Origin of the sequence: Candidatus Erwinia haradaeae (assembly GCF_900698965.1) — a bacterium.
Taxonomy (GTDB): Bacteria; Pseudomonadota; Gammaproteobacteria; order Enterobacterales; family Enterobacteriaceae; genus Erwinia_E; species Erwinia_E haradaeae_A.
Genome location: NZ_LR217725.1, coordinates 78,926 through 102,438, shown reverse-complemented (window position 1 = coordinate 102,438; position 23,513 = coordinate 78,926). Strand labels below are relative to the sequence as shown.

16 protein-coding genes are annotated in these 23,513 nt (G+C 35.3%); 4 read left to right on the top strand and 12 right to left on the bottom strand.

The window, feature by feature from the left end; all coding sequences use genetic code 11:
* Positions 1–4: 4 nt before the first annotated feature.
* The 12 genes from nuoH to bamE all read right to left on the bottom strand — a co-directional run bounded on the left by nuoH (position 5) and on the right by bamE (position 16,947).
* Positions 5–973, bottom strand: coding sequence for an NADH-quinone oxidoreductase subunit NuoH (gene nuoH, locus CIPSTX3056_RS00300; RefSeq protein ID WP_072665987.1), 969 nt, complete (start codon positions 971–973; stop codon positions 5–7).
* Positions 970–3,702, bottom strand: coding sequence for an NADH-quinone oxidoreductase subunit NuoG (nuoG, locus tag CIPSTX3056_RS00295; RefSeq protein WP_072665986.1), 2,733 nt, complete (start codon positions 3,700–3,702; stop codon positions 970–972). Before nuoG ends, nuoH begins: the two co-directional genes overlap by 4 nt.
* Positions 3,703–3,768: 66 nt before the next feature.
* Complete coding sequence (gene nuoF, locus CIPSTX3056_RS00290) at positions 3,769–5,106, bottom strand: NADH-quinone oxidoreductase subunit NuoF (protein ID WP_072665985.1); 1,338 nt, start codon at positions 5,104–5,106, stop codon at positions 3,769–3,771.
* Complete coding sequence (gene nuoE / locus CIPSTX3056_RS00285; RefSeq protein WP_072665984.1) at positions 5,103–5,624, bottom strand: NADH-quinone oxidoreductase subunit NuoE; 522 nt, start codon at positions 5,622–5,624, stop codon at positions 5,103–5,105. The genes nuoF and nuoE overlap by 4 nt, the downstream gene beginning before the upstream one ends.
* Position 5,625: 1 nt before the next feature.
* On the bottom strand, positions 5,626–7,425 hold the full coding sequence (gene nuoC, locus CIPSTX3056_RS00280) for an NADH-quinone oxidoreductase subunit C/D (RefSeq protein WP_072665983.1): 1,800 nt from the start codon (positions 7,423–7,425) through the stop codon (positions 5,626–5,628).
* Between the two features lie 108 nt (positions 7,426–7,533).
* The gene (locus tag CIPSTX3056_RS00275) at positions 7,534–8,208 is read right to left on the bottom strand and encodes an NADH-quinone oxidoreductase subunit B (RefSeq protein WP_072665982.1); all 675 of its coding nucleotides are present in this window, start codon (positions 8,206–8,208) and stop codon (positions 7,534–7,536) included.
* A 69-nt stretch (positions 8,209–8,277) separates the two neighbouring features.
* Positions 8,278–8,691, bottom strand: a complete 414-nt coding sequence (locus CIPSTX3056_RS00270) for an NADH-quinone oxidoreductase subunit A (protein WP_072665981.1) — start codon at positions 8,689–8,691, stop codon at positions 8,278–8,280.
* A 1,048-nt stretch (positions 8,692–9,739) separates the two neighbouring features.
* Complete coding sequence (lysC, locus tag CIPSTX3056_RS00265; RefSeq protein ID WP_072665980.1) at positions 9,740–11,092, bottom strand: lysine-sensitive aspartokinase 3; 1,353 nt, start codon at positions 11,090–11,092, stop codon at positions 9,740–9,742.
* A 1,278-nt stretch (positions 11,093–12,370) separates the two neighbouring features.
* Positions 12,371–13,093 carry a phosphoribosylaminoimidazolesuccinocarboxamide synthase gene (gene purC / locus CIPSTX3056_RS00260; RefSeq protein WP_072665979.1) on the bottom strand — a complete coding sequence of 241 codons (723 nt, stop codon included), beginning with the start codon at positions 13,091–13,093 and terminating at the stop codon, positions 12,371–12,373.
* 851 nt (positions 13,094–13,944) lie between these two features.
* A complete protein-coding gene (bamC, locus tag CIPSTX3056_RS00255; RefSeq protein WP_072665978.1) occupies positions 13,945–15,003 on the bottom strand; it encodes an outer membrane protein assembly factor BamC in 1,059 nt (352 codons plus the stop codon).
* Positions 15,004–15,015: 12 nt separating this feature from the next.
* Positions 15,016–15,900, bottom strand: coding sequence for a 4-hydroxy-tetrahydrodipicolinate synthase (gene dapA, locus CIPSTX3056_RS00250; protein WP_072665977.1), 885 nt, complete (start codon positions 15,898–15,900; stop codon positions 15,016–15,018).
* Between the two features lie 693 nt (positions 15,901–16,593).
* Positions 16,594–16,947: an outer membrane protein assembly factor BamE gene (gene bamE, locus CIPSTX3056_RS00245; RefSeq protein WP_072665976.1), complete on the bottom strand. Its 354-nt coding sequence runs from the start codon at positions 16,945–16,947 to the stop codon at positions 16,594–16,596.
* 408 nt (positions 16,948–17,355) lie between these two features.
* Between bamE and tusA the strand changes: the two genes are divergently transcribed.
* The 4 genes from tusA to cysE all read left to right on the top strand — a co-directional run bounded on the left by tusA (position 17,356) and on the right by cysE (position 23,501).
* Entirely contained in the window at positions 17,356–17,634 is a 279-nt protein-coding gene (gene tusA / locus CIPSTX3056_RS00240; RefSeq protein ID WP_231939190.1) for a sulfurtransferase TusA, read from the top strand.
* 3,501 nt (positions 17,635–21,135) lie between these two features.
* Positions 21,136–21,597, top strand: a complete 462-nt coding sequence (secB, locus tag CIPSTX3056_RS00235) for a protein-export chaperone SecB (protein ID WP_072665975.1) — start codon at positions 21,136–21,138, stop codon at positions 21,595–21,597.
* The gene (gene gpsA / locus CIPSTX3056_RS00230; protein ID WP_072665974.1) at positions 21,598–22,617 is read left to right on the top strand and encodes an NAD(P)H-dependent glycerol-3-phosphate dehydrogenase; all 1,020 of its coding nucleotides are present in this window, start codon (positions 21,598–21,600) and stop codon (positions 22,615–22,617) included. It abuts the gene before it with no gap.
* A gap of 56 nt (positions 22,618–22,673) precedes the next feature.
* Positions 22,674–23,501, top strand: coding sequence for a serine O-acetyltransferase (gene cysE / locus CIPSTX3056_RS00225; protein ID WP_072666509.1), 828 nt, complete (start codon positions 22,674–22,676; stop codon positions 23,499–23,501).
* Positions 23,502–23,513: the final 12 nt, after the last annotated feature.

Below are 23,513 nucleotides of genomic sequence, written 5' to 3'. Positions count from 1 at the left end.
TACCCTACATTAAGATAACTGCAGCAGTTACGAGCAGATTTACAAGTGTTAACGGCAGACAAACCGTCCAACCGAACCGCATTACCTGATCGTACCGAGGTCGTGGCAAAGCAGCACGAATCAAGATAAACATAATTACAAAGAAAGCTGTTTTTAACACAAACCAGACTATCGGAAAAAAATATGGACCATGCCATCCAGCAAAAAATAACGTGACAATAAGTGAAGATGCAGTGATAATTCCAATGTATTCCCCAACAAAGAATAGCCCAAATTTCATACCAGAATATTCAATATGATACCCATCAGCTAACTCCTGTTCAGATTCAGGCTGATCGAATGGATGTCGATGACATACGGCAAGACTAGCTATTAAAAAAGTTACAAACCCGAAAAACTGTGGAATAATATTCCACATATGTTCTTGATTACTAACAATAGCGAGAACATTAAAGGATCCCGCCTGCGCTACTACACCCATCAAAGATAATCCAAGAAAAACCTCATAGCTTAAGGTCTGTGCAGAAGCGCGTAAGGCACCTAAAAGAGAATATTTATTATTACTGGACCATCCTGCCAAAAGCACTGCATAGACACCCAGCCCTGCCATAATCAAAAAAAATAATATACCAATATTGAGATCAGATCCCATCCAGGTAGGTGTGACAGGGATTATCACCATTGCCATTAGTAATGACGTAAATGCAATAACCGGTGCCAATATAAAGATGATATGATCTGAAAAGGGAGGAATCCAATCTTCTTTGAAAAAAATTTTTATCATATCAGCCGCTAGCTGTAACGATCCTCCCCATCCTACACGATTTGGACCATAACGGTTCTGGAATAAACCTAAAAGACGTCTTTCAGCAAAACTCATAAAAGCACCGCAGCTCACCACAACAAATAGGATCACTAAAGATTTTATAATAGCAGTCACAATGGCGAGTCTTGCTTCTGTTGACCAAATCATGATCTAGTCACTGTCTGAAAATTACACACATCTGCCCCGCGCAAAAATAGACCCAAACCAGGAAAGCCAAGAGGTAATCCTATTTGCCCAGACTGTAAGTGATTTGAAAAATATACTGGCAATATAAAGTCTTCTCCTAGGCAGCTAAAAAGTAACGTCGAACCCTCTTGTATCTTGAGTTGTATAGAATCCTGCAGGTTCATGATGATATATGGTTTCGGCATGCGTTCTTGAATAACCTGTGAGCGTTGAGTCATTTCCTCACTACCAAAAATATGAAAATAAGGCGTAATACGCCAGCAATGGTGTCGCGCTGTAAAAACAGTAGGAATTCTGTGAAACCAACTGAGTTTCACCTGCTCTGGCTCAATGAGCCGTACGCCTAAATCATCCCCATATGACTTTTTACCTATTGTGTTGTCAAATTTATGCGAAGCCTGTGAAGAGTTCCAACCTGGCACCCAAGAAAAAGGAATCTGTACATGGTAATCACGTAACAAATTGCTTCCCTCCATGGAAAAAGCAAACATACTATCTTGGTCTTGTGGCTGTTGTGGTTCATGGACGTTAATATGCGCGCGCATCGAGGTGCGTCCACTAAAACGCTGCGGAGAGCGTGCCAATTTTTGACCATGAATGCGAAAACCAGAGTCTGGTGACGCTCTCTTGATACCTGATAACGCTGGAACTTCTTTAATGCAAGCGTCAATCACATCATCCAGTGGGCTACAGTCTACTTTTCGACCATTAATGGCTTTTTTTATCATATTTAGCCAGCTCCAACTAGCGCGCACCTGAACTTTGTCATCATAATAAGCCGGATCGTAAACCTGAAAAAACCTCTGGGCACGCCCTTCTTGGCTAACAACAGTACCATGGCTTTCTGCAAAACTTGCGCTCGCTAAAACAAAATTAGCTTTCTTAGTTGTTTCAGTCTTTTGATGATCTAGTACAATGATGTTTTTTGTATATCTCAAGGAGAAATTGATTATATCCTTTGGTATATGACGATAAAGATCATTTTCTAAAATAATTACTGTATCTGCCTCGCTATTGGCAAGTACATCCAATGCCTTGTTTAATGAAAAGCCACCAATTAAACCAACCCCTATACTGTTTGCTTCTGGAGTTAAGAAGGTAATCCCTACTTCTTTTTCAGGCCTGTTTAACGCCTTTGCAATATTTGCTGATGCCTGAATAATTGCCTCGCTACCAGAATGGGCTCCTGAAATAATAAGTGGTTTTTTAGCACTACTCAACGCTTGAGCAATGATCTCAATATGATCGGTTAATTCCTTACCTAAACCGCTGACTGCTGGAGCGCGTTCATCTAGTTGATGAGCTATCGCAAATCCTAGTCGAGCTTGATTTTCTATTGGAGCATAATAACTCCAAGTAGCAACATCATCTAGGCGGGTTTTATCTACATTGGTTATGAACAGAGGATAGTGAGAATGACGAGTCATATTAAGGATTGCTGCGCTATGCCAAATCGCTACTTTTTGTGTTTCTGCCATTGCGCGAGCTTTACCTTTGATTGCCTGACGCACTGCTAATGCCATGCGCGCACCTGTCTGGGTAATATCTTCTCCAAGAACTAGCACGGCATCGTAATTTTCAATTTCACACAGTGTAGGAGTATGAATACCACTATTCTGCAATATCTTAATAATTAAACTTATGCACGCTTGTTCAATTGATGGCATTCCAGTAGAAAAGTTGGTTCTTCCAACTAGAGATAATAAAGAAAAATTACTTTCTATACTAGCACGCGGCGACCCGATACCAATCACTTTTTTGGCTTGACGAAGATTACTTGATAACACCTCAATGGCTTGTTTAGCATTGAGGACTCTCCAATCTGTTCCATTACGCTGCATAGGTTGACGTGGGCGATTGTTTAAATTCAAATAGCCATACCCAAACCGGCCGCGGTCACAGAGAAAATAACGATTTACCATACTGTTATATCTGTTCTCAATACGACGTAATTCCCCGTAACGTTCCCCAAGACTAATATTGCAACCCAGACTACACTGCTGGCAAATACTTGGAGCAAACTGCATATCCCATTTACGATTGTAACGCGCAGAATAAGTTTTATCAGTAAATACTCCAGTTGGGCAAATTTCTACTAGATTCCCTGAGAATTCATTTTCTAATACCCCATCCTCAATACGACCAAAATACAGATTATCACTCACTCCATATACACCAAGATCTGTTCCATGTGAGTATTCTTTATAGAATCGTATGCAGCGGTAACAGGCAATACAACGATTCATTTCATGAGCAATAAATGGCCCGAGATACTGGTTAAGATGAGTGCGCTTCGTAAAACGATAACGACGAGAAATATGACCATTCATTACTGTCATATCCTGCAAATGACAGTGTCCACCTTCTTCACATACTGGACAATCGTGTGGATGATTAATCATAAGCCATTCGGAAACACTTTTTCTAAACTCTTTCGCTTCATTGTCATGAATTGAAATCAACATACCATTATCAACTGGCGTCATGCAAGACATCACAAGACGTCCATGTTGATCTGCCTTGTTCTGATATTGTTTTACTGCGCATTGACGACAAGCCCCAATACTACCTAATGCTGGATGCCAACAAAAATATGGAATATCCAACCCTAGAGATAAACAAACATGCAGTAAATTACCTGCATCATTAACTGGATATTCTGCACCGTCTATATATATAATTACAGGCATAGTGTCTATGCTTCCATGAGGCTCATAGTATTATGAGCGTTATACTGTGTTAGGTAGGCGCATGCTTTAAACATCAGATGAGTTTGATTGAATGCCATGAATGACATACGAGTGACTATTAAGATTAGAGCATTGAATACCCGCCTCAAACTCTTCGCGAAAATATTTCATAGCACTTTGAAGTGGTGCTACTGCCCCTGGTGCATGAGCGCAGAACGTTCTTCCTGGGCCTAGATTCCGACAAAGATCGAGTAAAGTCTCGAGATCCCCTACCTGCCCTTGATGATATTCGAGGGATCGCAAGATTTTTAAACTCCAAGGCAATCCCTCACGACATGGCGTGCACCAACCACATGATTCGCGAGAAAAAAATGCTTCGATATTGCTCACCAGAGACACCATGCTGATTGTATGATCTACTGCAATAGCTAATGCTGTTCCTAAACGACTACCGACCTTACTAATACTTGCAAACTCCATGGGTATATCCAGGTGCTGGTTAGTTAAAAACTCAGTACTAGCCCCACCTGGTTGCCAAGCTTTAAATCTTAATCCGCTCTTCATGCCACCAGCATACTCGTCAAGGATTTCGCGAGCCGTCACACCGAACGGAAGTTCCCAAACACCTGGATTCTTTACTTGACCAGAAAAACCCATCATTTTAGTTCCTGTGTCCATACTTTTTGAAATACCTTTATACCATTTTGTGCCATTCGCACAAATTGCAGGAATATTTGAAAGAGTTTCAACATTATTAATGCAAGTTGGTTTACCCCATAACCCTATTGACGATGGAAATGGTGGTTTTGATCGTGGATTTGCACGACGTCCTTCTAAGGAATTCATTAAAGCAGTTTCTTCACCACAGATATAACGACCTGCACCAGTATGTACAACAATATCTAGGTTAAAATTAGTACCGAAAATATCATTTCCTAATAAGCCTACTTCTTGTGCTTCTAAAATTGCCCGGCGCAAATTCACTGCTGCTTCAATATATTCACCTCGCAGAAAGATGTACGCTCGAGATGCTTTTAAAGCGTAGGCACTAATTAACATACCCTCTATTAATTGATGCGGCATTTGCTCCATTAACAAACGATCTTTGTAGGTTCCAGGCTCCATTTCGTCTGCATTACACAATAAATAGCGAGTCTTTCTTGATGCATCTTTTGGCATCAAGCTCCATTTTAAGCCAGTTGGAAAACCAGCTCCGCCCCGCCCTCTAAGACCAGACTCCTTTACAAGCTCAACAACTTGCTCTGACGTCATGCTTTTCAGGGTTTGTTCTGCACTGGAATATCCATTGGTATTTGTGTATTCCTTTAAAAAAACTGGCTGTTGATCTTTGCGCATTCGCCAAGTAAGAGGATGCATATCAGGTGTACGCTTAATCTGCCTCATGGATACTCCTCCAGTAATTGAGTAATATCTTGTGACTTGACGTGACCGTAAGTTCTGTCATTAATCATTAATGTTGGGCCCTTGTCGCAATTACCAAGACAACAGGTTGGTAGTAACGTAAAACGCTTATCTTTCGTAGTTTGTCCTGGCTGAATCTTTAGGCATGCTTCTAGTGTTTTTTGAATTATCTGGTAATCCAGAATATAACACACTAGGCTATCACAATATCTAATAATATGACGACCGACTGGCATACGATAAATCTGACTATAAAAAGTTGCTACCTCTTCTACATCGCTAGCGGGAATTTCTAAAATATCAGCAACACTCTTAATTAAATGATCAGACACCCATCCTCGATGTTTTTGAATGATATGAAGCGCTTCGATTATGACGGCATGGGGCTCCTCATAAAGCACCCTCTCCTTAACTATAGCAGCGCACTCTAAAGCGCTCAGCGCGATATCATTAGGTTGAGATTCATGTTGAGTTTTGAGTAAAACCTTATTCTTATGCATATTATCGGTCCACATCTGACATCACAAAATCAATACTACCAAGATAGACAATTAGATCTGATATTAAGCTACCATTTATCACCGAAGGAATCTGCTGCAAGTGGGGAAAACTAGGTGTGCGTACGCGCGTACGATAGCTCATCGTATTTTTATCACTAATAAGATAGTAACTATTAATTCCTTTGGTAGCTTCTACCATTTGAAAAGATTCATTAGCTGGCATCACTGGACCCCATGAAACTTGCAAAAAATGAGTAATTAAAGTTTCGATATGCTGTAAAGTGCGCTCTTTAGGTGGTGGGGTAGTAAGGGGGTGATCAGCCTTAAATAGACCTGTTGGCATATTATGCAAGCACTGTTCTAAAATACGCATACTCTGGTGCATTTCTTCCATTTTCAGCATAACCCGAGTATAAGCGCAACTGACACCATGACCGATAGGGATTTCAAAATCAAAATTTTCATACCCAGAACAAGGCCGCCATTTACGTATATCAAAATCGAGACCAGTTGCGCGCAACCCTGCTCCTGTTACCCCCCAAGATAATGCTTCTTCCATATTATAAGAAGCGACACCCTTGGTACGAGCAATAAAAATAGAGTTGTTTAATGCAGCCTGCTTATATAATTTTAGACGTTGCGGTAACCATTTAAGCAACTCATGAAGCAGACGTTCCCATCCTTTTGGGAGATCACTCGCTACACCGCCTATCCGAAACCAGGCTGGATGCATGCGGAACCCAGTAATAGCCTCTATAACATTATAGATCTTTTGACGGTCAGTAAAAGCTAAAAATACCGGCGACATAGCACCAACATCCTGTATAAATGTTGAGATATATAATAGATGGCTATTGATGCGAAACAACTCGGATAGCATTACTCGGATGACCTCTGCACGTTCTGGCACTATAATGCCAGCTAGCTTCTCAACCGCTAAAACATAAGGTAACTCATTGATGCAACCACCCAGATATTCAATACGGTCAGTATATGGGATATAGCTGTGCCACGACTGTCTCTCCCCCATCTTTTCTGCGCCACGATGGTGATAGCCAATATCTGGTACACAATTAATAATCTCTTCTCCATCAAGCTGAAGAATAATACGAAACGCTCCATGCACAGATGGGTGATTGGGGCCAAGATTCAAAAACATAAAATCCTCATGAGTACTTGATCGTTTCATGCCCCACTCCTCCGGCCGAAAAAGTAGAGATTCCATGGCGAGATCTTCTTTTTGTTTAGTAAACTCAAAAGGCTTAAATTCAGTAGCACGCGCAGGATAGTCTTTTCGAAGCGGATGACCTTCCCAATTTCTTGGCATCATGATACGAGTTAAATGAGGGTGTCCAGTAATGTTGATACCAAACATCTCCCAGGTCTCACGCTCATACCAATTCGCATTTTTAAAAATATGACTAATAGTTGGAACGTGCAAATTATGCTCTAAGAGCGCCAACTTTAGCATTAAATCACGATTGTCCTTAATAAAAATAAAATGATAGAAAATAGAAAAATCTGCTTTTGGTAAACCACTACGATATATCCTCTGGCGCTCATCTACACCATGCAAGTCATATAACATCACATGTGGTTTAAAAAGCTCATACAAAAATTGCACAATTGCTAATATTTGTTCACGCTGTACCCAAGCTACAACCATACCGGTGCATGTGGCTTGCAAACTAAAAGAATAAGAACCAAAGCGATGGTAAAGTTTAGAAATAACTGGATCATCGTGCTCATCCAGAGCGCTCACTACCGCGTGAACAACGTCTTTATCAGGTAAATCTATCATAAATTATTTCACTATTTTAACCATTTAACGGACGCGTGATTCTTGCTGTATTAAAAGTAATTACTATCTCATCTTAAATAGTGGATCTATTATCATTACTTATAAAAATTATATTTTGTCTGGTGAGCGCAAATATGTAATAGCAATACGCTTTGAGTTTTTTCTCTCTCTTTCGGATGTCATATTAGCATGATATACGTTTTGATCATCCATCACTGATGCTAATGGACGACGCTCTTTTCCAATGGATTGTTGCAATAATAATAACGCTTGTATATACGCCTCTGGTCTCGGTGGACAACCCGGGATATATACATCTACTGGCAAAAATTTATCCACTCCTTGCACTACTGAATAAATGTCATACATACCACCAGAATTCGCGCATGCTCCCATAGAAATTACCCATTTCGGCTCTAACATTTGATCATATAAACGCTGAATGACTGGAGCCATCTTAATAAAACAAGTACCAGCGATTACCATCAAGTCTGCTTGTCGCGGCGATGAACGAATAACTTCTGATCCAAAGCGAGCCACATCATGTACTGCAGTAAATGCGGTGGTCATTTCTACATAACAACAAGACAATCCAAAATTCAATGGCCAAAGAGAGTTCTTACGCCCCCAGTTTACAAGCTTGTGTAAGAGAAGTTCTAATTTTCCAAAATAAATATGTCGATATATGTTTTCTTTTAAAGGGTCATCAACCTGTTTCTGTTTGTGCAAAGGGTAAGTATCATTCTCACTATTTTGATTAGGGCGAGTTAAAGTGTAATTCATGTATTGTCTCTATTTTCTAAGGGGTAGCTTGGCGCATCAATAAAAATCTTCAATACCTGAACTGTTATGTCAGATAGTAGTTTGATCACTATGAGATTGACGATAGGCAGGAGACCAATCTAGAGCTCGAATACGAGTTAAATAAAACAGACTCACAAGCAAAATAAAAATAAAAATTGTAGCTTCAATGAACCCAGTCCACCCGGCTTCACGAATTGAGACTGCCCAGGCGTAGAGATACAAGGACTCAACATCAAAGATAACAAAAAACATGGCTATTAAATAGAATTTAACAGATAATCGCAATCTGGCGCTTCCAATAGAAGCAATACCTGATTCAAATGGTGTATCAGTATATCTCCCGTGTTTTTTGCTACCTAAAAACCATGATATAGTTAACATTGATAAACAAAGACATATTGCAGCAACCAAAAAAAGAATAAAACCCCATTGATGAGCAATACTTTTGATAGTTATAGGCATATTGATTTTACTCAAAAAAAGTTAAATTTTATTTTATATTCATATATTTTTTATTTTATATTTATATATCATGTATACCTAGGTATACAGCCTTACTATAACTAACGCATTATTATCTCATCATCGTAGGCGATCCTAGAGTAGTAATCTTTAAGACAAACTTTATCAGTTATAATGTAAATGAAAATTAATCTTTTAGGTGTTTTTTTTTAGGTGTTTTTGTTAGCTATAGAATAGATCATATTAATTGTAATAAGCGTTATTAATCGATTTCTCGCTAAGATCATTATCTTATCATTATACATAATACAGATAATATCTAAGGAACATAAAAACATATATGGAATACTAGCTGCCCATGCTAGACTAGTAACTCTTTTCTGTTATTAACCTATCATGAAGAAGTGAAGATTCAATAAATAATCTAAATATCAAAATCTTAATTATGTCGATTGCCAAAAATGTCGATTTACAATAAATATATATTTATAATACCATAAATTTTATGTTATATCATTATGTATTCTGCGTTATTCAGAGATTTTAAAAATCTTAGGTTAAAAATCATTATTGACCTTACTAATGATTTACCTATTAATGATAATAATTCACTTAATCTTAGGAGTATTGCTAATGAAAAGCATCACTAAAAAAATTATTACGTCTATAACGTCATATCAAAACTCACAAGCACTACATGTATAGTCTAATAAAAGTGATAGAATATACGGAAAGAGATGTTAAGATCATCAAGTTAATTAATGTTACTATTTATTAGTACATCTATAGCTTATATATATTCTTAAAACTAATATCTCTTAATAGAAAATCTTTATTTTGTTTTATTACAATATCTCTATTGTCAGTTCATAATATTTGTCAGTTAATAATATATGATATTATACAGATTACTTCATCATAATTTTATTAGTTAATGTATCGTTTTGAAACAACATGCAAAAAATATCCAAAATCACTAGATCTTTATTATTCAAATAAATAAAATAAACACAAGATCATAACTCTATTTTTAATCCATTTTAATGCATTATTCAAATATCTTATAATGAAGCATTTGTATTATCTGCTTGGCATCATTAGTAGGTGCTAAAAAACAGAGCGCAAATTGAGGATAACTGTCAAAAACCATGCGTATATTGCATGAATCTAATAAACTCAAAAGTTTTTGATCAGTGCTCTTAACCCTAGAAATCTTATTTCCAATAATTGAAACTAGTGCTAAATTTTCTTCTACCTCTAATTTACAACAAGCAGCAAGCTCGGTCAGCAATGTTGGATTTAACAGATCACTGGCTATGACAAAAGACCAGGTCTCCTCTAGAGTTACTGCTAATTTTACTTCAGAACGCATTATTAAATCCAGATGAATGCCATGACGTATTAATAACTGACATACTGTTTCAAAAAAACCAAACGTATCCAATATATAAATATTATGTAATGTTAGCAATGTTTGGTGAGAGCGTAAAACGAGAGCTCGAAACAAAGGTAAATTATGATTCTCATGACATACAACGGTGCCACCAGCTGTTGGGTGCTTACTGGAACCAATAAATATTGACATGTTACTGCGCACTGCAGGTAAGAGAGTTCCTGGATGTAATACCTTTGCACCAAAGGTCGCCATTGTAAACGCTTCTTTAACAGTGATCTTGTCAATACGCTTAGCAGACGGAACCAATCGTGGATCCGCGGTATAAATTCCAGACACATCAGTCCAGATATCAATCCTTTTAACATTTAACGCCTCTCCAAGCATTGCTGCAGAGTAGTCGCTACCTCCACGACCTAAAGTCGTGGTTCGTCCTTTTTCTTCTTGACCGATAAACCCTTGTGTAACGATTAATGCCTTTGAAACAAGAGGCTTTAGTTGATGCTGAACCAGCTCTTTAAGCATACTCAGTTTTGGCTCTGCAGAACCAAAACACGCATCAGTACGCATGACTCTACGCACATCAAACCACTCCGCTACCACTTTACGCTCGCGAAGGATTTCCACAAAAAGTAAACTAGACATTAACTCACCATAACTAATCAACTCATCAGTTAGCTCAGAAGATTGTAAAAACTCTGCAGTTTTAGAAAGAGCTTGAATATTACTGAGTATGCAAGTTATTTTATTACGAATTACCTCTTGGTGAATCAATCGATTAATAATAGCCTCTTGCATTTGGACCAGTTGAGAGAGTATGGAGGTGCGTTGTTTTTTGTGCTGACCTACAGCTAGCAAACATAGCTGATTAGTCACCCCTGCAGATGCTGATAATACCACTAAGCGTATAGCAGGGTTTTTTAGCACTATATTTGCACTATGCTGCATAGATATATAATCAGCCATACTGCTACCGCCAAATTTCGCTACAATAAGATTGTGAGACATAACAAGAGAGCCAAACTGATGTGAAAATGAATGACATTAGCTACATACAGAGAATGCAGGTAAAATGGGCATATTTTATTATATAAACATATATTACCGCAACCATGACACTGTCAAGGCATGAGAGCCTATCCCGCTATATGATAGCTTTGTAAGTGTTAGCCGTGGTTATTTTGTAAATCTTTTAACAATTATACCAACTTAGCATGTCAAGCACTTAGGCTATGTCTAAATAGATAGTCTGATTACCTTTATTCAATATAAATTCAATATAAAAAGTTCTCGTATCGTTTGGTTAAACTAACATTACAAGTTTTTATCTAAATAAAAGAAAAAAGTGATTCAAATCTAACTATTAAGTAACTATTGGTACTGATAGTATTTTATTAAGTAAGCTGCTAATTGTTTGAAAATATTCACAATGTGATATATGTACGGATGACAGACAGATAACAGACTAAAGAAAGTCTATACACTGAGATTTGTTTTATTCTTTATAAACAATCATAAAGATCCAGGACTAAATATCGTGTTGTTATGCAAGAATTAATGCATGTACTTAATGAAGAACTAGACAAAATTGTCACTCTTTCTAAGTATACCTCAAAGATACAAAGAATTTTAAACTACAGGTGTAACAACATCATGTAAATATTTTTGCAAAATTTACGCGTGCATTTATTGAATGTAGACTTGATCTAACTAAAAATATCAAACGCATCAGACTGATATTTAAATTAAAAATTTTTACACATCTAGCCCATAACCTACAAATAACCTACGTTTTTATGATATCCTACTTTTTATTATATCCTAACATAACTGCTGTTTTACTGCGCGGACATACTGGATCATTCCAATAATCCTGAAAATATTAATCTAATTAATCTATACAAGGGGCGTCTAACGCTTACTATGCTCCTACGCTCCTAAAAATATATTTTTATACTTATGTATATCACATAAGTTCATCACAACACACTGAACATGTTATATGGTATATCATCGCATGATGATATAAGACCGCGCTTATCTTGTATACTTGTATACTTACGACCAGTTCAGAGTCTGATCTATCTTACACTACACTTAATCAGTGTAAATGGCCTCAGTGTTTTCTATGATAAGATTTTTATGTAAATACAATCAGTGTATGAAGCTTTTACTTGCGTAGTGTAAATTTTAGGGGCAAAACTTTTTACTGAAACTCATATCATCATCTAGATTAACAATCCAAATAGTCTATGATGACCTATAAGGTCATTTTATTGACATCCATTAGTCTAGTTTTACGCCTAAACGGTTGGCAACTTCTTCATAAGCTTCTATTAAGCCTACTTGAGTCTGCCGGTTCTGCCGGTAGAGGTCTTTATCCATTTTATTAAGAGTTTTTGCATCCCACAATCGAGCACTATCAGGAGAAAATTCATCACCTAGCATTACTTGATTATTAAATATGCCAAACTCTAATTTAAAATCTACTAAGATAAAACCGATCGCAGAGAACAGTTTTTTTAAAATTTCATTACTCTGGAAAGTTATTTCGCGCATATGCGATAAATGATGTTTACTTACCCAGCCAAATGTCTCGCAATAGGAGGAATTGATCATAGGATCGCGCTTGCTATCATTTTTTAAAAATAAATCAAACAGCGGAGGACAAAGACGCACACCCTCCTCAATTCCTAAACGTTTTACTAATGATCCTGCTGCACGATTACGCAATACAAATTCCAGTGGAACCATCTCTAGATTTTTCACCAATATTGCATTGTGAGAGTATAATGCTTCGATTTGAGTTGGTATGCCAGCCTCCTGTAACTGTGACATTATAAAATAATTTAACTTATTATTAATCAACCCTTTACGATAAAACTGATCAATGCGTTGACCATCTAAGGCGGACACATCATCACGGAACTCTAGTACCAATAAGTTCGGATTATCCGTGCTATATAGGGTTTTTGTTTTGCCGCGATACAACTCAATTATCTTACGCATCGTGTTTACTCAACTCTAATCATGTAATACCTATACGTTTTTACGCGAGTGCGCACTGTGCTAATCACTAGCTTAAACTTTTAATTCAAACGTATGATCATGTAACATCAATGATGTGATTCATTGCCTAGCTCTATATATAATCCGTTAATATTTATGTAACAAATGCAATTATGAAGAGAACTAGTCACGCGTATCAATCTGATATGCAGTTATATATTAACCAACACATTTACTGAAATATTTTTTTGATTCACGCAATACCGAAATAGTATTTTTGACAGCATTAGGGCTATATTGTTGTATATTGATAATACTTCACTGAATCTCTCCAGAGCCAAAAATAAAATAAATAGTTAACCCTTATATTGTGAGTTTTTGCTACACTCTTTCGTGATTAGTGCGTTACTTTTTGCGTATCCTTAGTCAAGATGACTAATACCAGTATATTTTATAAAAATATATATAATTTTAAGTGAACATTAATCAAACATGGTGTGATATATATATGGTGTTATATATAATATAGTGCTAATCAGCCATGTTCTTTGGTCTTTGGTTAGAGATAACCTAGATTATAATCTATATCTCAAATAACCCTATTGTGCAGAATGTACATTTATATTATACAACAGATAACATGCAAAATTTAAATTTAAAGAGTATTAAAGAGTAAGAGCATAACATATAATAATGGTACATCTTTTAGATGAGACTGCACTAGGATACCTAGCACAGGACAACCATTTTAGTGTAAAATCACCACATTACTATTAAAATTTCTTGTCTAAACATACAGACTATCACAATAGTTATAACAGAGACTACTGTTTAAGGATGTTCAGAGATACTTATTTTTTTGTTACAATCCGATTGAGAACCGCAAGCATGTTCTCATGTTGCAATCGATTTAATAGACGACCTGATGGATCAAAAAATTGTAAACTACTATAAGGGCCTAGATCGCCAACCTGAATCTTGTAGTAACCATTTTTTAAATTCATATCAGAAACACCTAATTTATGAATTGTTTTCCTGCTTAACGAATTATATTTTACCTTGAAGCTCCCATGTGAATAATTACTCTCTTTTAAGTCCATGCTTAATATCTTTAGTATATCTGGTAACCAGCGCCAAACATGCTCAAAAGAAGCACATAAAATTATGTTAGGTAAACCGGCATCATTAGTACTACTATATATATGAATATTTCGTTTATATCTATTAGGTATCACGGGATCCATGTGGTTCTGATCTATCATCGTGTTTAGTTTTTGAGCTATATAGTTACACATCTTTGCGGTGTAATACTGAATCTGAACAGGGGAGTTCACCACCTTGTTTTTTCGTCTCAGATTAATTAAGGTTACTTTTATTTGCTGATCAATGCCATGGTTCTTGATAGAAACTTGATAGCGCCCAGAGTAGATATGCTCTTTGTAATCATGCAGAGGGGCCCATTGCACCCAATCAGTAAATAAAATTTTACGTGCATCCTGCCGATATAGAGTTGTAAATTTAGCTTTTTGCAAAATATGAACTACCTGTGACCAAGTAGCACCTGATGAGTCCTTAATAATCAAGGTTCCTACATTGCCAGATATCTGAGCATCATAATGTTGGCCTTTGATAGAAGTCTGAACGGGTGGTTTAAGATCTACCTGTTTATAATGCTGACCCACTGTGATGGGCATGTAGGGAATACAGAAATACGGATTTCGTGTTGGAAGGATCATTCCAGGCGGGGCTTTTAACTCCCTAGAATGATCAATTTCTAAAGTGGATAAATTGCTTATTTCCTGGTTTTTATCACATGTCTTGCTCGAGCAAGCAGACAGCAATAACAGTAATGATAGTAATGATAGTCCTAAAATCACCGCCATCGTGGACCGACGTCCTGCATTAGCCATGTACATACTCCTTTAAGTCAAAAGAAGATTGGCATCTTCCATAGCCTGTTGGACAATAGCACAGTTAATCTTAGTTAATGGTGTCATTGGCAAACGCAGCATATCGCTCTCTATTAAGCCTAGCTCTTTTGCTGCCCATTTGACAGGAATAGGATTCGGTTCAATAAATAATGTTCGATGAAGACCCATTAGCTTTTGATTTAAGAAATGCGCCTGTTGCATATTTCCTTGATTAACAACGTCACACAGATTTGCCATCTGGTCAGCAGCAATATTAGCTGTTACAGATATAACACCGCACCCACCTAGTTCCATAAAATCTAATGCAGTGGGATCGTCACCACTGAGCAGGATAAAATCCTCTGCGACTAGTTTTTGAATTTCAGTGATACGTAATAAATCCCCAGTGGCCTCTTTAATGCCAATAATGTTTTTAATATTAGAAAGGCGTGCAATGGTTTTTGGTAATAAATCTACACCGGTGCGAGAAGGAACATTGTATAGTATTTGCGGTAGATTGGTATTTTCAGCAATGATTCTAAAATGTTGATAAAGTCCTTCTTGTGTTGGACAATTATAGTAAGGCGTTACGCTTAAGCATGCAGATACACCGGAATTTTCAAAAGATTTAGTTACAGAAACACCCTCGGCAGTGCTATTTACACCAGTACCAACTATGATCGGAATGCGCCCTTTGGAAAACTTTAGTACCAGTTCAACTACATGACGACGTTCTTGATGAGTCAAAGTAGCTGATTCCCCCGTCGTACCTAAAGCGACTATAGCTGAAGTTCCGCTTTTCACATGATAATTAATGAGTTTTTTTAGACTACTATAACATACGATACCTTGCTCATTCATTGGTGTGATCAATGCTACAATGCTTCCTTTAAACATTGCCATTCCTTGTAAAACAAAACGTTTAAGACAGGTGTTTCTGAAAAATAGTTCATATACTAAATATTTTGCATATCACTATTTATATAGTACCACACAGTAATATTAACTATAAATTATAAATTATAAATTATAAATATTAAATGATACAAATTACCACTCATGATGAATAAATGTAATTATAATAATTCAATTGTAGCCACAAGATACGCACAACGATTAACTTGATGTAATTATTAGTTCTTGGAATGGTTATATCTCTAAAATGAATTAGAGTCTGTACAGACTAGAGTCTTTTACAAAAAACACTCCTAGTATTTTTTATTGGCGAAATATATTTGATCTACGATGAAGCTATGCATATACTAACTATGGATAGCATAATGAATAGCTGTAATTCAAATACAATCATATAAACAATTGCATTTAGTTATACAAATAACTCTGTTTTAAATTTTATTGCTTTTGAGAATTTTTTGATTTTTTATTTTACAAGGAAACATAGATATTGTCTAATATAATTAGTAAACATAGAAATTGATATACATTTTATCTTATATATCGGAATCTCTAATTTGTGCGATCTCACCTTTCGAAAACTTTATAGCTTTAAGTATCAAAAAATTTCAGAAGGCTGTCCGAAAGAACGCTGGATACTTTATGGGTATAATTAGATGATTAATGCGAGATTTGCTATCCAATCTCTCTATGTGTAAATATAATTCTTTGATTATTTACATTAGTCAAGATTCCTTGATGATTAAAAACTAACTTTAATGTTTGTTGTTGAAGAGGCCTATACCGAATTTTTTGACGACATACATAGTACCAAATATTACTACCAAATGGATCACTAACCTGAGGGGTTCCTAAGATGGATCTGACTTGTTCTTGTGTCATTCCAATACGAATTTTTACTAAATTATTGTGAGATAAATAATTTCCTTGAATCAGATCCGGGTGATAAACTAATTTATCCGAGATGGAGCAACCACTGGTAATCGTTAGAGCAATTAGCATTGTAATTAACGTTTGATAGCTTATCATAATACTATTCCTTTTCGCTATAATAATTCTTATCGTTACCAATTTTAAATGTTTACTATAGATTATGATCAAAGATGGAGACTATTGGAGATTAATATGTACTGGGCGTATCATCTATACAATACATAATTAAGCATGCATTTCCGTATACTGACTGAATTATGTTATAGTGGAGAAAGCTGTATTATGTATTAGAATTCAGATAGTAAAAAATATATAGCATAATTATATCAATACTTATATCAATACTTATATCAATACTTATATCAATACTTATATATCAATACTATATATCAATACTATATATCAATACTATATATCAATACTATATAGTATTTAGTATTAATTTAATAATTGCTATTATTTTAATTTAATAATTGCTATTATTTTATTTATAGTTATAGACTAATGAAAAAACCTAATAATAACCTTTTAATCATGACCGCTAAATATACTCTTGATACACAGGGACTTCGCTGTCCCGAGCCCCTCATGATGGTACGAAAATCTATACGTCATATAAATAATGGCGATACCTTGTTAGTTCTCTCTGACGATCCAGCCACCGTATATGATATTCCTAATTTTTGTCATTTTATGGATCACACCTTAATTGCACAATCAATTAATTCTCTACCATATCAATACCTGCTAAAAAAATCTAATTTTTGCAACGAAATTACTTAGATCGTTACTATCTTCAGTAGTAGTCATGCAATAAAAATAAAAAATGAACTATCTCATATTTTTCATCTATATCTAATTATAGATTAATTTCAAACACCATAACCGTTTGAATTGCTATTGTTAAGGCTTATAAGTAAGTGCATTGTCTTGAGCTGATCTTGAGAGTGGATGTTATATCTACCTGAGATTCAAGATAGCGATTCACGATAGTTCCCATGAGTTGATTAGTTAATTGAATTAACTAGTTTATTTATCGTCAATGTCAGTAGATAAGCAGGTATGTCAATACCTGCGATCAAGCATAGATTATACCGCCCTAACTTAAGAAATCACCTAATATATTCCAACTAGCTCTAGCTGTTGCTAGTTTTAGCTCTCTACCACGATTTGTCTTTCAGGCGATTCTAAAAATCGATTAATACCTATTAATACCTATTGTTTTATATCACATTAAAAATTAAAATGTAATGTGATACCAATTATACACACTATACATAATATCATATCCGAGACAGTCAGATCTCAATGGTAATTTTCACTGTACTATATTTTGTGATTTACTATTCATTTTGTAATTTACTATTATTAATATAGTAGATGCGTTCAATATCTTATTATGATACAAACATCATAAGATAATCATAAAAATGATTTCAACAATATTATAGTTAAATCAACTCAAAATATGTTTTTATAATATAAATTACTATCCATGTTTTTGATACAAAATAAAATATATAGAAATTAGGTTGTCTATGCGTTTATTTAGATTATTAAAGCAGAAATCTTTCAGAGGCATTCAGGTATCGCAAAAAGATTTATGAGTATCTGCTCATAAATTGAATGTATTTAATCTTTAAATAATTTATTATGTATAATGCTTGAATCAAAGTTACCCTGTATTAGGCAGGAATATGTATGATGTTAATCAACTCTAATTAAGTCACTTTATCGATATAACCATCATATGTTTTTATTTATAAATGTTTATTTAACGTTGATCAGCATAAAAAGTTTATCGACCTAACATTCTAGATATAGATCTTCGTATATATTGAAATTTTATATCTCTTAACTTAAAACTGACTTTTATAATACCAAATACTGATGATTATCATAATGATGCATCTATAATAATGTATTAGGATATAATTTTTTCATGCTACACCTTAAAAGATTCTGAAGAAATTCTGCATAACGCAATCCTTATACAACATTACAACATTACAACATTACAACATTACAACATTACAACATTAAAATATACTCTGAGCAATTCATGCACATCAAAAAGATGTATGCGTACAATTTAATTCATTAATTTAATGTTAAGAAAAACTTCTTTAACCCTAGACCAATTAGGACATACTAGAACATCACACTCAGTAAACATTAAGAAATAATCAATGCTTTATCTATAGTATATTATATGTCCGTATGGACTAATCTTAGTCAAAGACCTACTAATAAAATTATAGTCAAAATTGTCATTAAAAATTCTTTTAGTATCAAGTCTAAATATTACACTACATAACAACGTTAGCATAAATGTAAATTACATAAAACTCTGCTGGCTATGCTCTTCGTTGTATAAATGAAATATTTCTACTCTAATCGTCAGCCGCCTCACAACATTGAATCACATGTTATCTATTCAATTTATAATTTATATAGTACCACACGACGCTTACTCTAAAGACCTCATGGATTCAATCCATCACGATATGAAATAATCTTTTTTCACGACACCTCATAAGACCAATTACATCAATTATGATTATAGATTAATATAACGTTGGTCAATTGACAATCTACATTCTGCAGAATGATTCAGTAAACAAGCCACATGAAAAGCATATGAAGAGCATCATAATAGGAGTTTAATATAATTAAAATATTGACGCATGGCACGCTCAGTGATAAAAAATACCTCAATACATGCCGTGTTGACTATATACAAGATACAAAAAATATCTAGGCTATGTTTGGCTTAAGTTATAAATATAAAATAGTATCCAATAACACGCAAGATACCCAAGAAACACTCGTTTATAACTACTGAACGCAATAAAAGTTAAGAGAAGAAGCGCGACCTGCATAAGACCTAAAATTAGTAATAACTTGTGTGTATTTTTCCGTCATGACCCTTGTTAAGCGCAACCCGCTGAACGACTTTATACCTACATAAGCCAACTTTCATAAGATTATTTATCGAAGCTATCTATCACATTATATGTATAATACATAAAAATTTCATACTCTGCACGTCAGTAACGAACATCATCGATGTGTTTACTGAATAGACACTGCTATTCATATTAATTAAAATTTTTCTCATACAAGTAGTGTAACATTCCACCCTACGTCTTAAAACTTGATGATTTATATAGTCTTGATGTTGTACATAGTAGTGACCTGCCGAATACTGCATAGTATGTAATCCTTACCCAAGGTATTTCATGCTATATTGCCTTATCAAAATATTACAGATCCTATCTCATGAAACATGCAATTATATGTTTAAGTTTTAAAACGCGACACTCTGAATAATAAAACAATCGGCTTTATGACCAATCATCATGCAGTCAATATAAAATGACATCTGTATTAATAATACATACTATGTCGCATTATATAGATATATATAATAATATGCTTTAATAACACTATACTTAATAAAACTATACTAATTCGAGCATGCAGTGACAGTATAGTTTTCAACTTTCGCATTGATGTGTAACATCCTCTAATAGAGAAAACCCATAGTATTCATTAACCTCATTAGTGAGTTTTGAGTTCGATGAAAAACTATTGACTCTCTCATATTATGGATTATTAAATCCTATTAATTACAAGGCGAAACGTTAATAACTAGAACTATCTACTAAAATAGACTACTTAAGAACACACCAGATAGCGATATTTTCTGTTTTATTAATTAATAGAGTACCATTCTATATTAATTGCAATTAATGATCTTTTCTAATGCATATAATCTTTTTGAGTTTTCAAGGCAGGTTCTATATCTGATTATTTTATCCAAAATCGATATAATCTGAACTGATACAGTCTGTTAATAAGAAAATGCATTATGATGGCTGAGCACTTACAGAAGAAAGATCCATGATTTTGCATAACAATAAAGCATAGCACTTTTTGTAAGCATGATGCATCTCTAGTCCTGTATCAATACAAACAGGCAATAGTTATCTAAATTTTACGTAGTGATCTCAGTTAGAACTATTAATGTATATAATTCAAAATATATATGATATATAAATAAAAGCTTATATATTACTTACAAAAACCTCTTTAATGATATTGAGAAATATCAAGTTACATCTAAAACGGTGCGCAATACAATCCCAAAATTCTAATGATTATACAAAATACTATATACCCTCTCAATAATCATCAGGAATAGGCTGTGAAAATGCGAACCGCTTTATATGCGCTGTGATACGATCATATCGTACTAATTAACAGGATTACAAAGTTTCTATGTTAGAGAAAGATAATGGTGATGGATCTCCTAAAATCCATCGGATTTACACTAAAGATATCTCTTTTGAATCACCAAAAACACCACAAGTATTTCAAGAGCCTTGGGATCCTCAGGTTACACTAAACCTAGGTACTAGCTCTACTCATTTGATAGATAAAACGTACGAGGTAATCCTACGAGTCACTGTTATTACAAACCTTTCTAAAAAAATTGCATTTTTATGCGAGGTAGAACAGGCCGGAATCTTCTCTGTTAGTGAAACGGAAGAAAACAAAATAGCACATCTCTTAGGCTCATGTTGTCCAAATATTCTTTTTCCCTACGCACGTGCATGTATCGCTAACTTAATATGGCATAGCACCTTTCCATCACTACATCTTGAGCCGGTAAATTTTGATACCCTATTTATAAGGTACCTTCAGGAATCTAAACACACAGAACACACCCCGGATACATAAATGAAAAACTCTGATGCTATAATGAGCATTATTGGAGCTGGTTCATATGGGACCGCGCTAGCTATTATGCTAGCTCGTAGTGGCCATCAAGTCATACTATGGGGGCACAATCCTTATCATCAGACTCAACTAAAAATATACCGATATCATCGTGCCATTCTTCCTAAAGTACTTTTTCCAGACACCTTAATAATTGAAACCAATCTTGCTAAAACAATATCAGCTAGTCAAGATCTACTGATAGCCGTGCCAAGCTATGTATTTGGAAATGTGTTGCAGCGCATTCAACCTCATCTTCGTACTGATTCACGTTTAATCTGGGCAACAAAAGGTCTAGAAAAGAATACTGGACGCCTGCTCAAAGATGTTGCATCTGAAATACTTGGTAAATATATCCCCTTAGCCGTAATATCAGGACCAACTTTTGCTAATGAAGTAGCAATAGGCGCACCAACCGCAATTACGTTAGCAGCAACAGATAGAGCATTTGCAATAGAATTGCAAAAACTATTACATTGCAACAGAAAATTACGAGTATACAATAACCCTGACATGATTGGAGTTCAACTTGGTGGAGCAGTAAAAAATGTAATTGCGATCGCAGCTGGCATCTCTGATGGTATCGGTTTTGGCGCTAATACTAGGGCCACATTGATCACTAGAGGGTTAGCGGAAATGACTAGGTTAGGGACAGCTTTACATGCTAATCCTGCTACTTTTACGGGCATGTCAGGTTTAGGAGATTTGGTGCTAACCTGTACAGATAACCAGTCTCGTAATCGACGCTTTGGCGTCTTACTAGGAAAAGGTTATAACATTTATAGCGCAAAAAAATCAATAGGGCAGGTGATTGAAGGTTGGTGCAACACAAAAGAAATTAAAACACTAGCCGCACGCTATGGTGTTGATATGCCAATTAGTGAACAAATTTATCAGATATTATATTGCGGGAAAAGCATTACAGATGCCGCAGAGGCCCTATTGAGTCGGACAAGAAAAGAGGAGAATGATAGAAGCTAAGTCAGACTGATTAGTTTTTACTGCGAAATGCTCGATATTTTATTGGAGAATGAATGATGCTACATATAGAGCCTGAAGAAATTTGGGGTCACATCAGAAAAGAAGCATGTCAGCTCACTGAATGTGAACCGATGCTGGTCAGTTTTTATCATTCTGCTCTATTGAGATATAATAATCTTGGAACTGCTTTAAGCTACATTTTAGCTAATAAGCTAGCTAATCATATTATATCTGAAAGAGATTTACGTGAGATCATTCAGGATACTTACCGACAGAATCCAGCTATGATTATTTCTGCTGCTTATGATATTTACGCAGCACGTCACCGTGATCCTACTGTTGATAAATACTCTACAGTAATATTATATTTGAAGGGTTTTCATGCTTTACAAATTTATCGTCTGTACCACTGTTTATGGAATGTTGGTCGTCGCTCTCTTGCTATATACCTTCAACATGCAAGCTCGTTATTATTCGCGGTTGATATTCACCCTGCCGCAAGACTTGGTCACGGTATCTTGCTAGACCATGCAACCGGCATTGTAATCGGTGAAACTACAGTTATTGCGGATAATGTATTAATTTTACAATCAGTGACACTTGGAGGTACTGGTAAAGATGATAGCGGTGATAGACATCCAAAAATTCAGGAATGGGTTATAATTGGAGCGGGAGCCAAGATTCTTGGGAACATTGAAGTAGGGTGCTGGGCAAAAGTTGGGGCTGGATCTGTAGTTCTACAACCAGTCCCTGCTTATACTACTGTTGCTGGCGTCCCAGCTAATGTTGTCAGTAAACAACATAAGAATAATATATCATCTATTCTTATGAATAAATACCCGGTAACAGTATTTACAGGTTTTGAATATGGCGACGGAATATAATAAACCTCAATG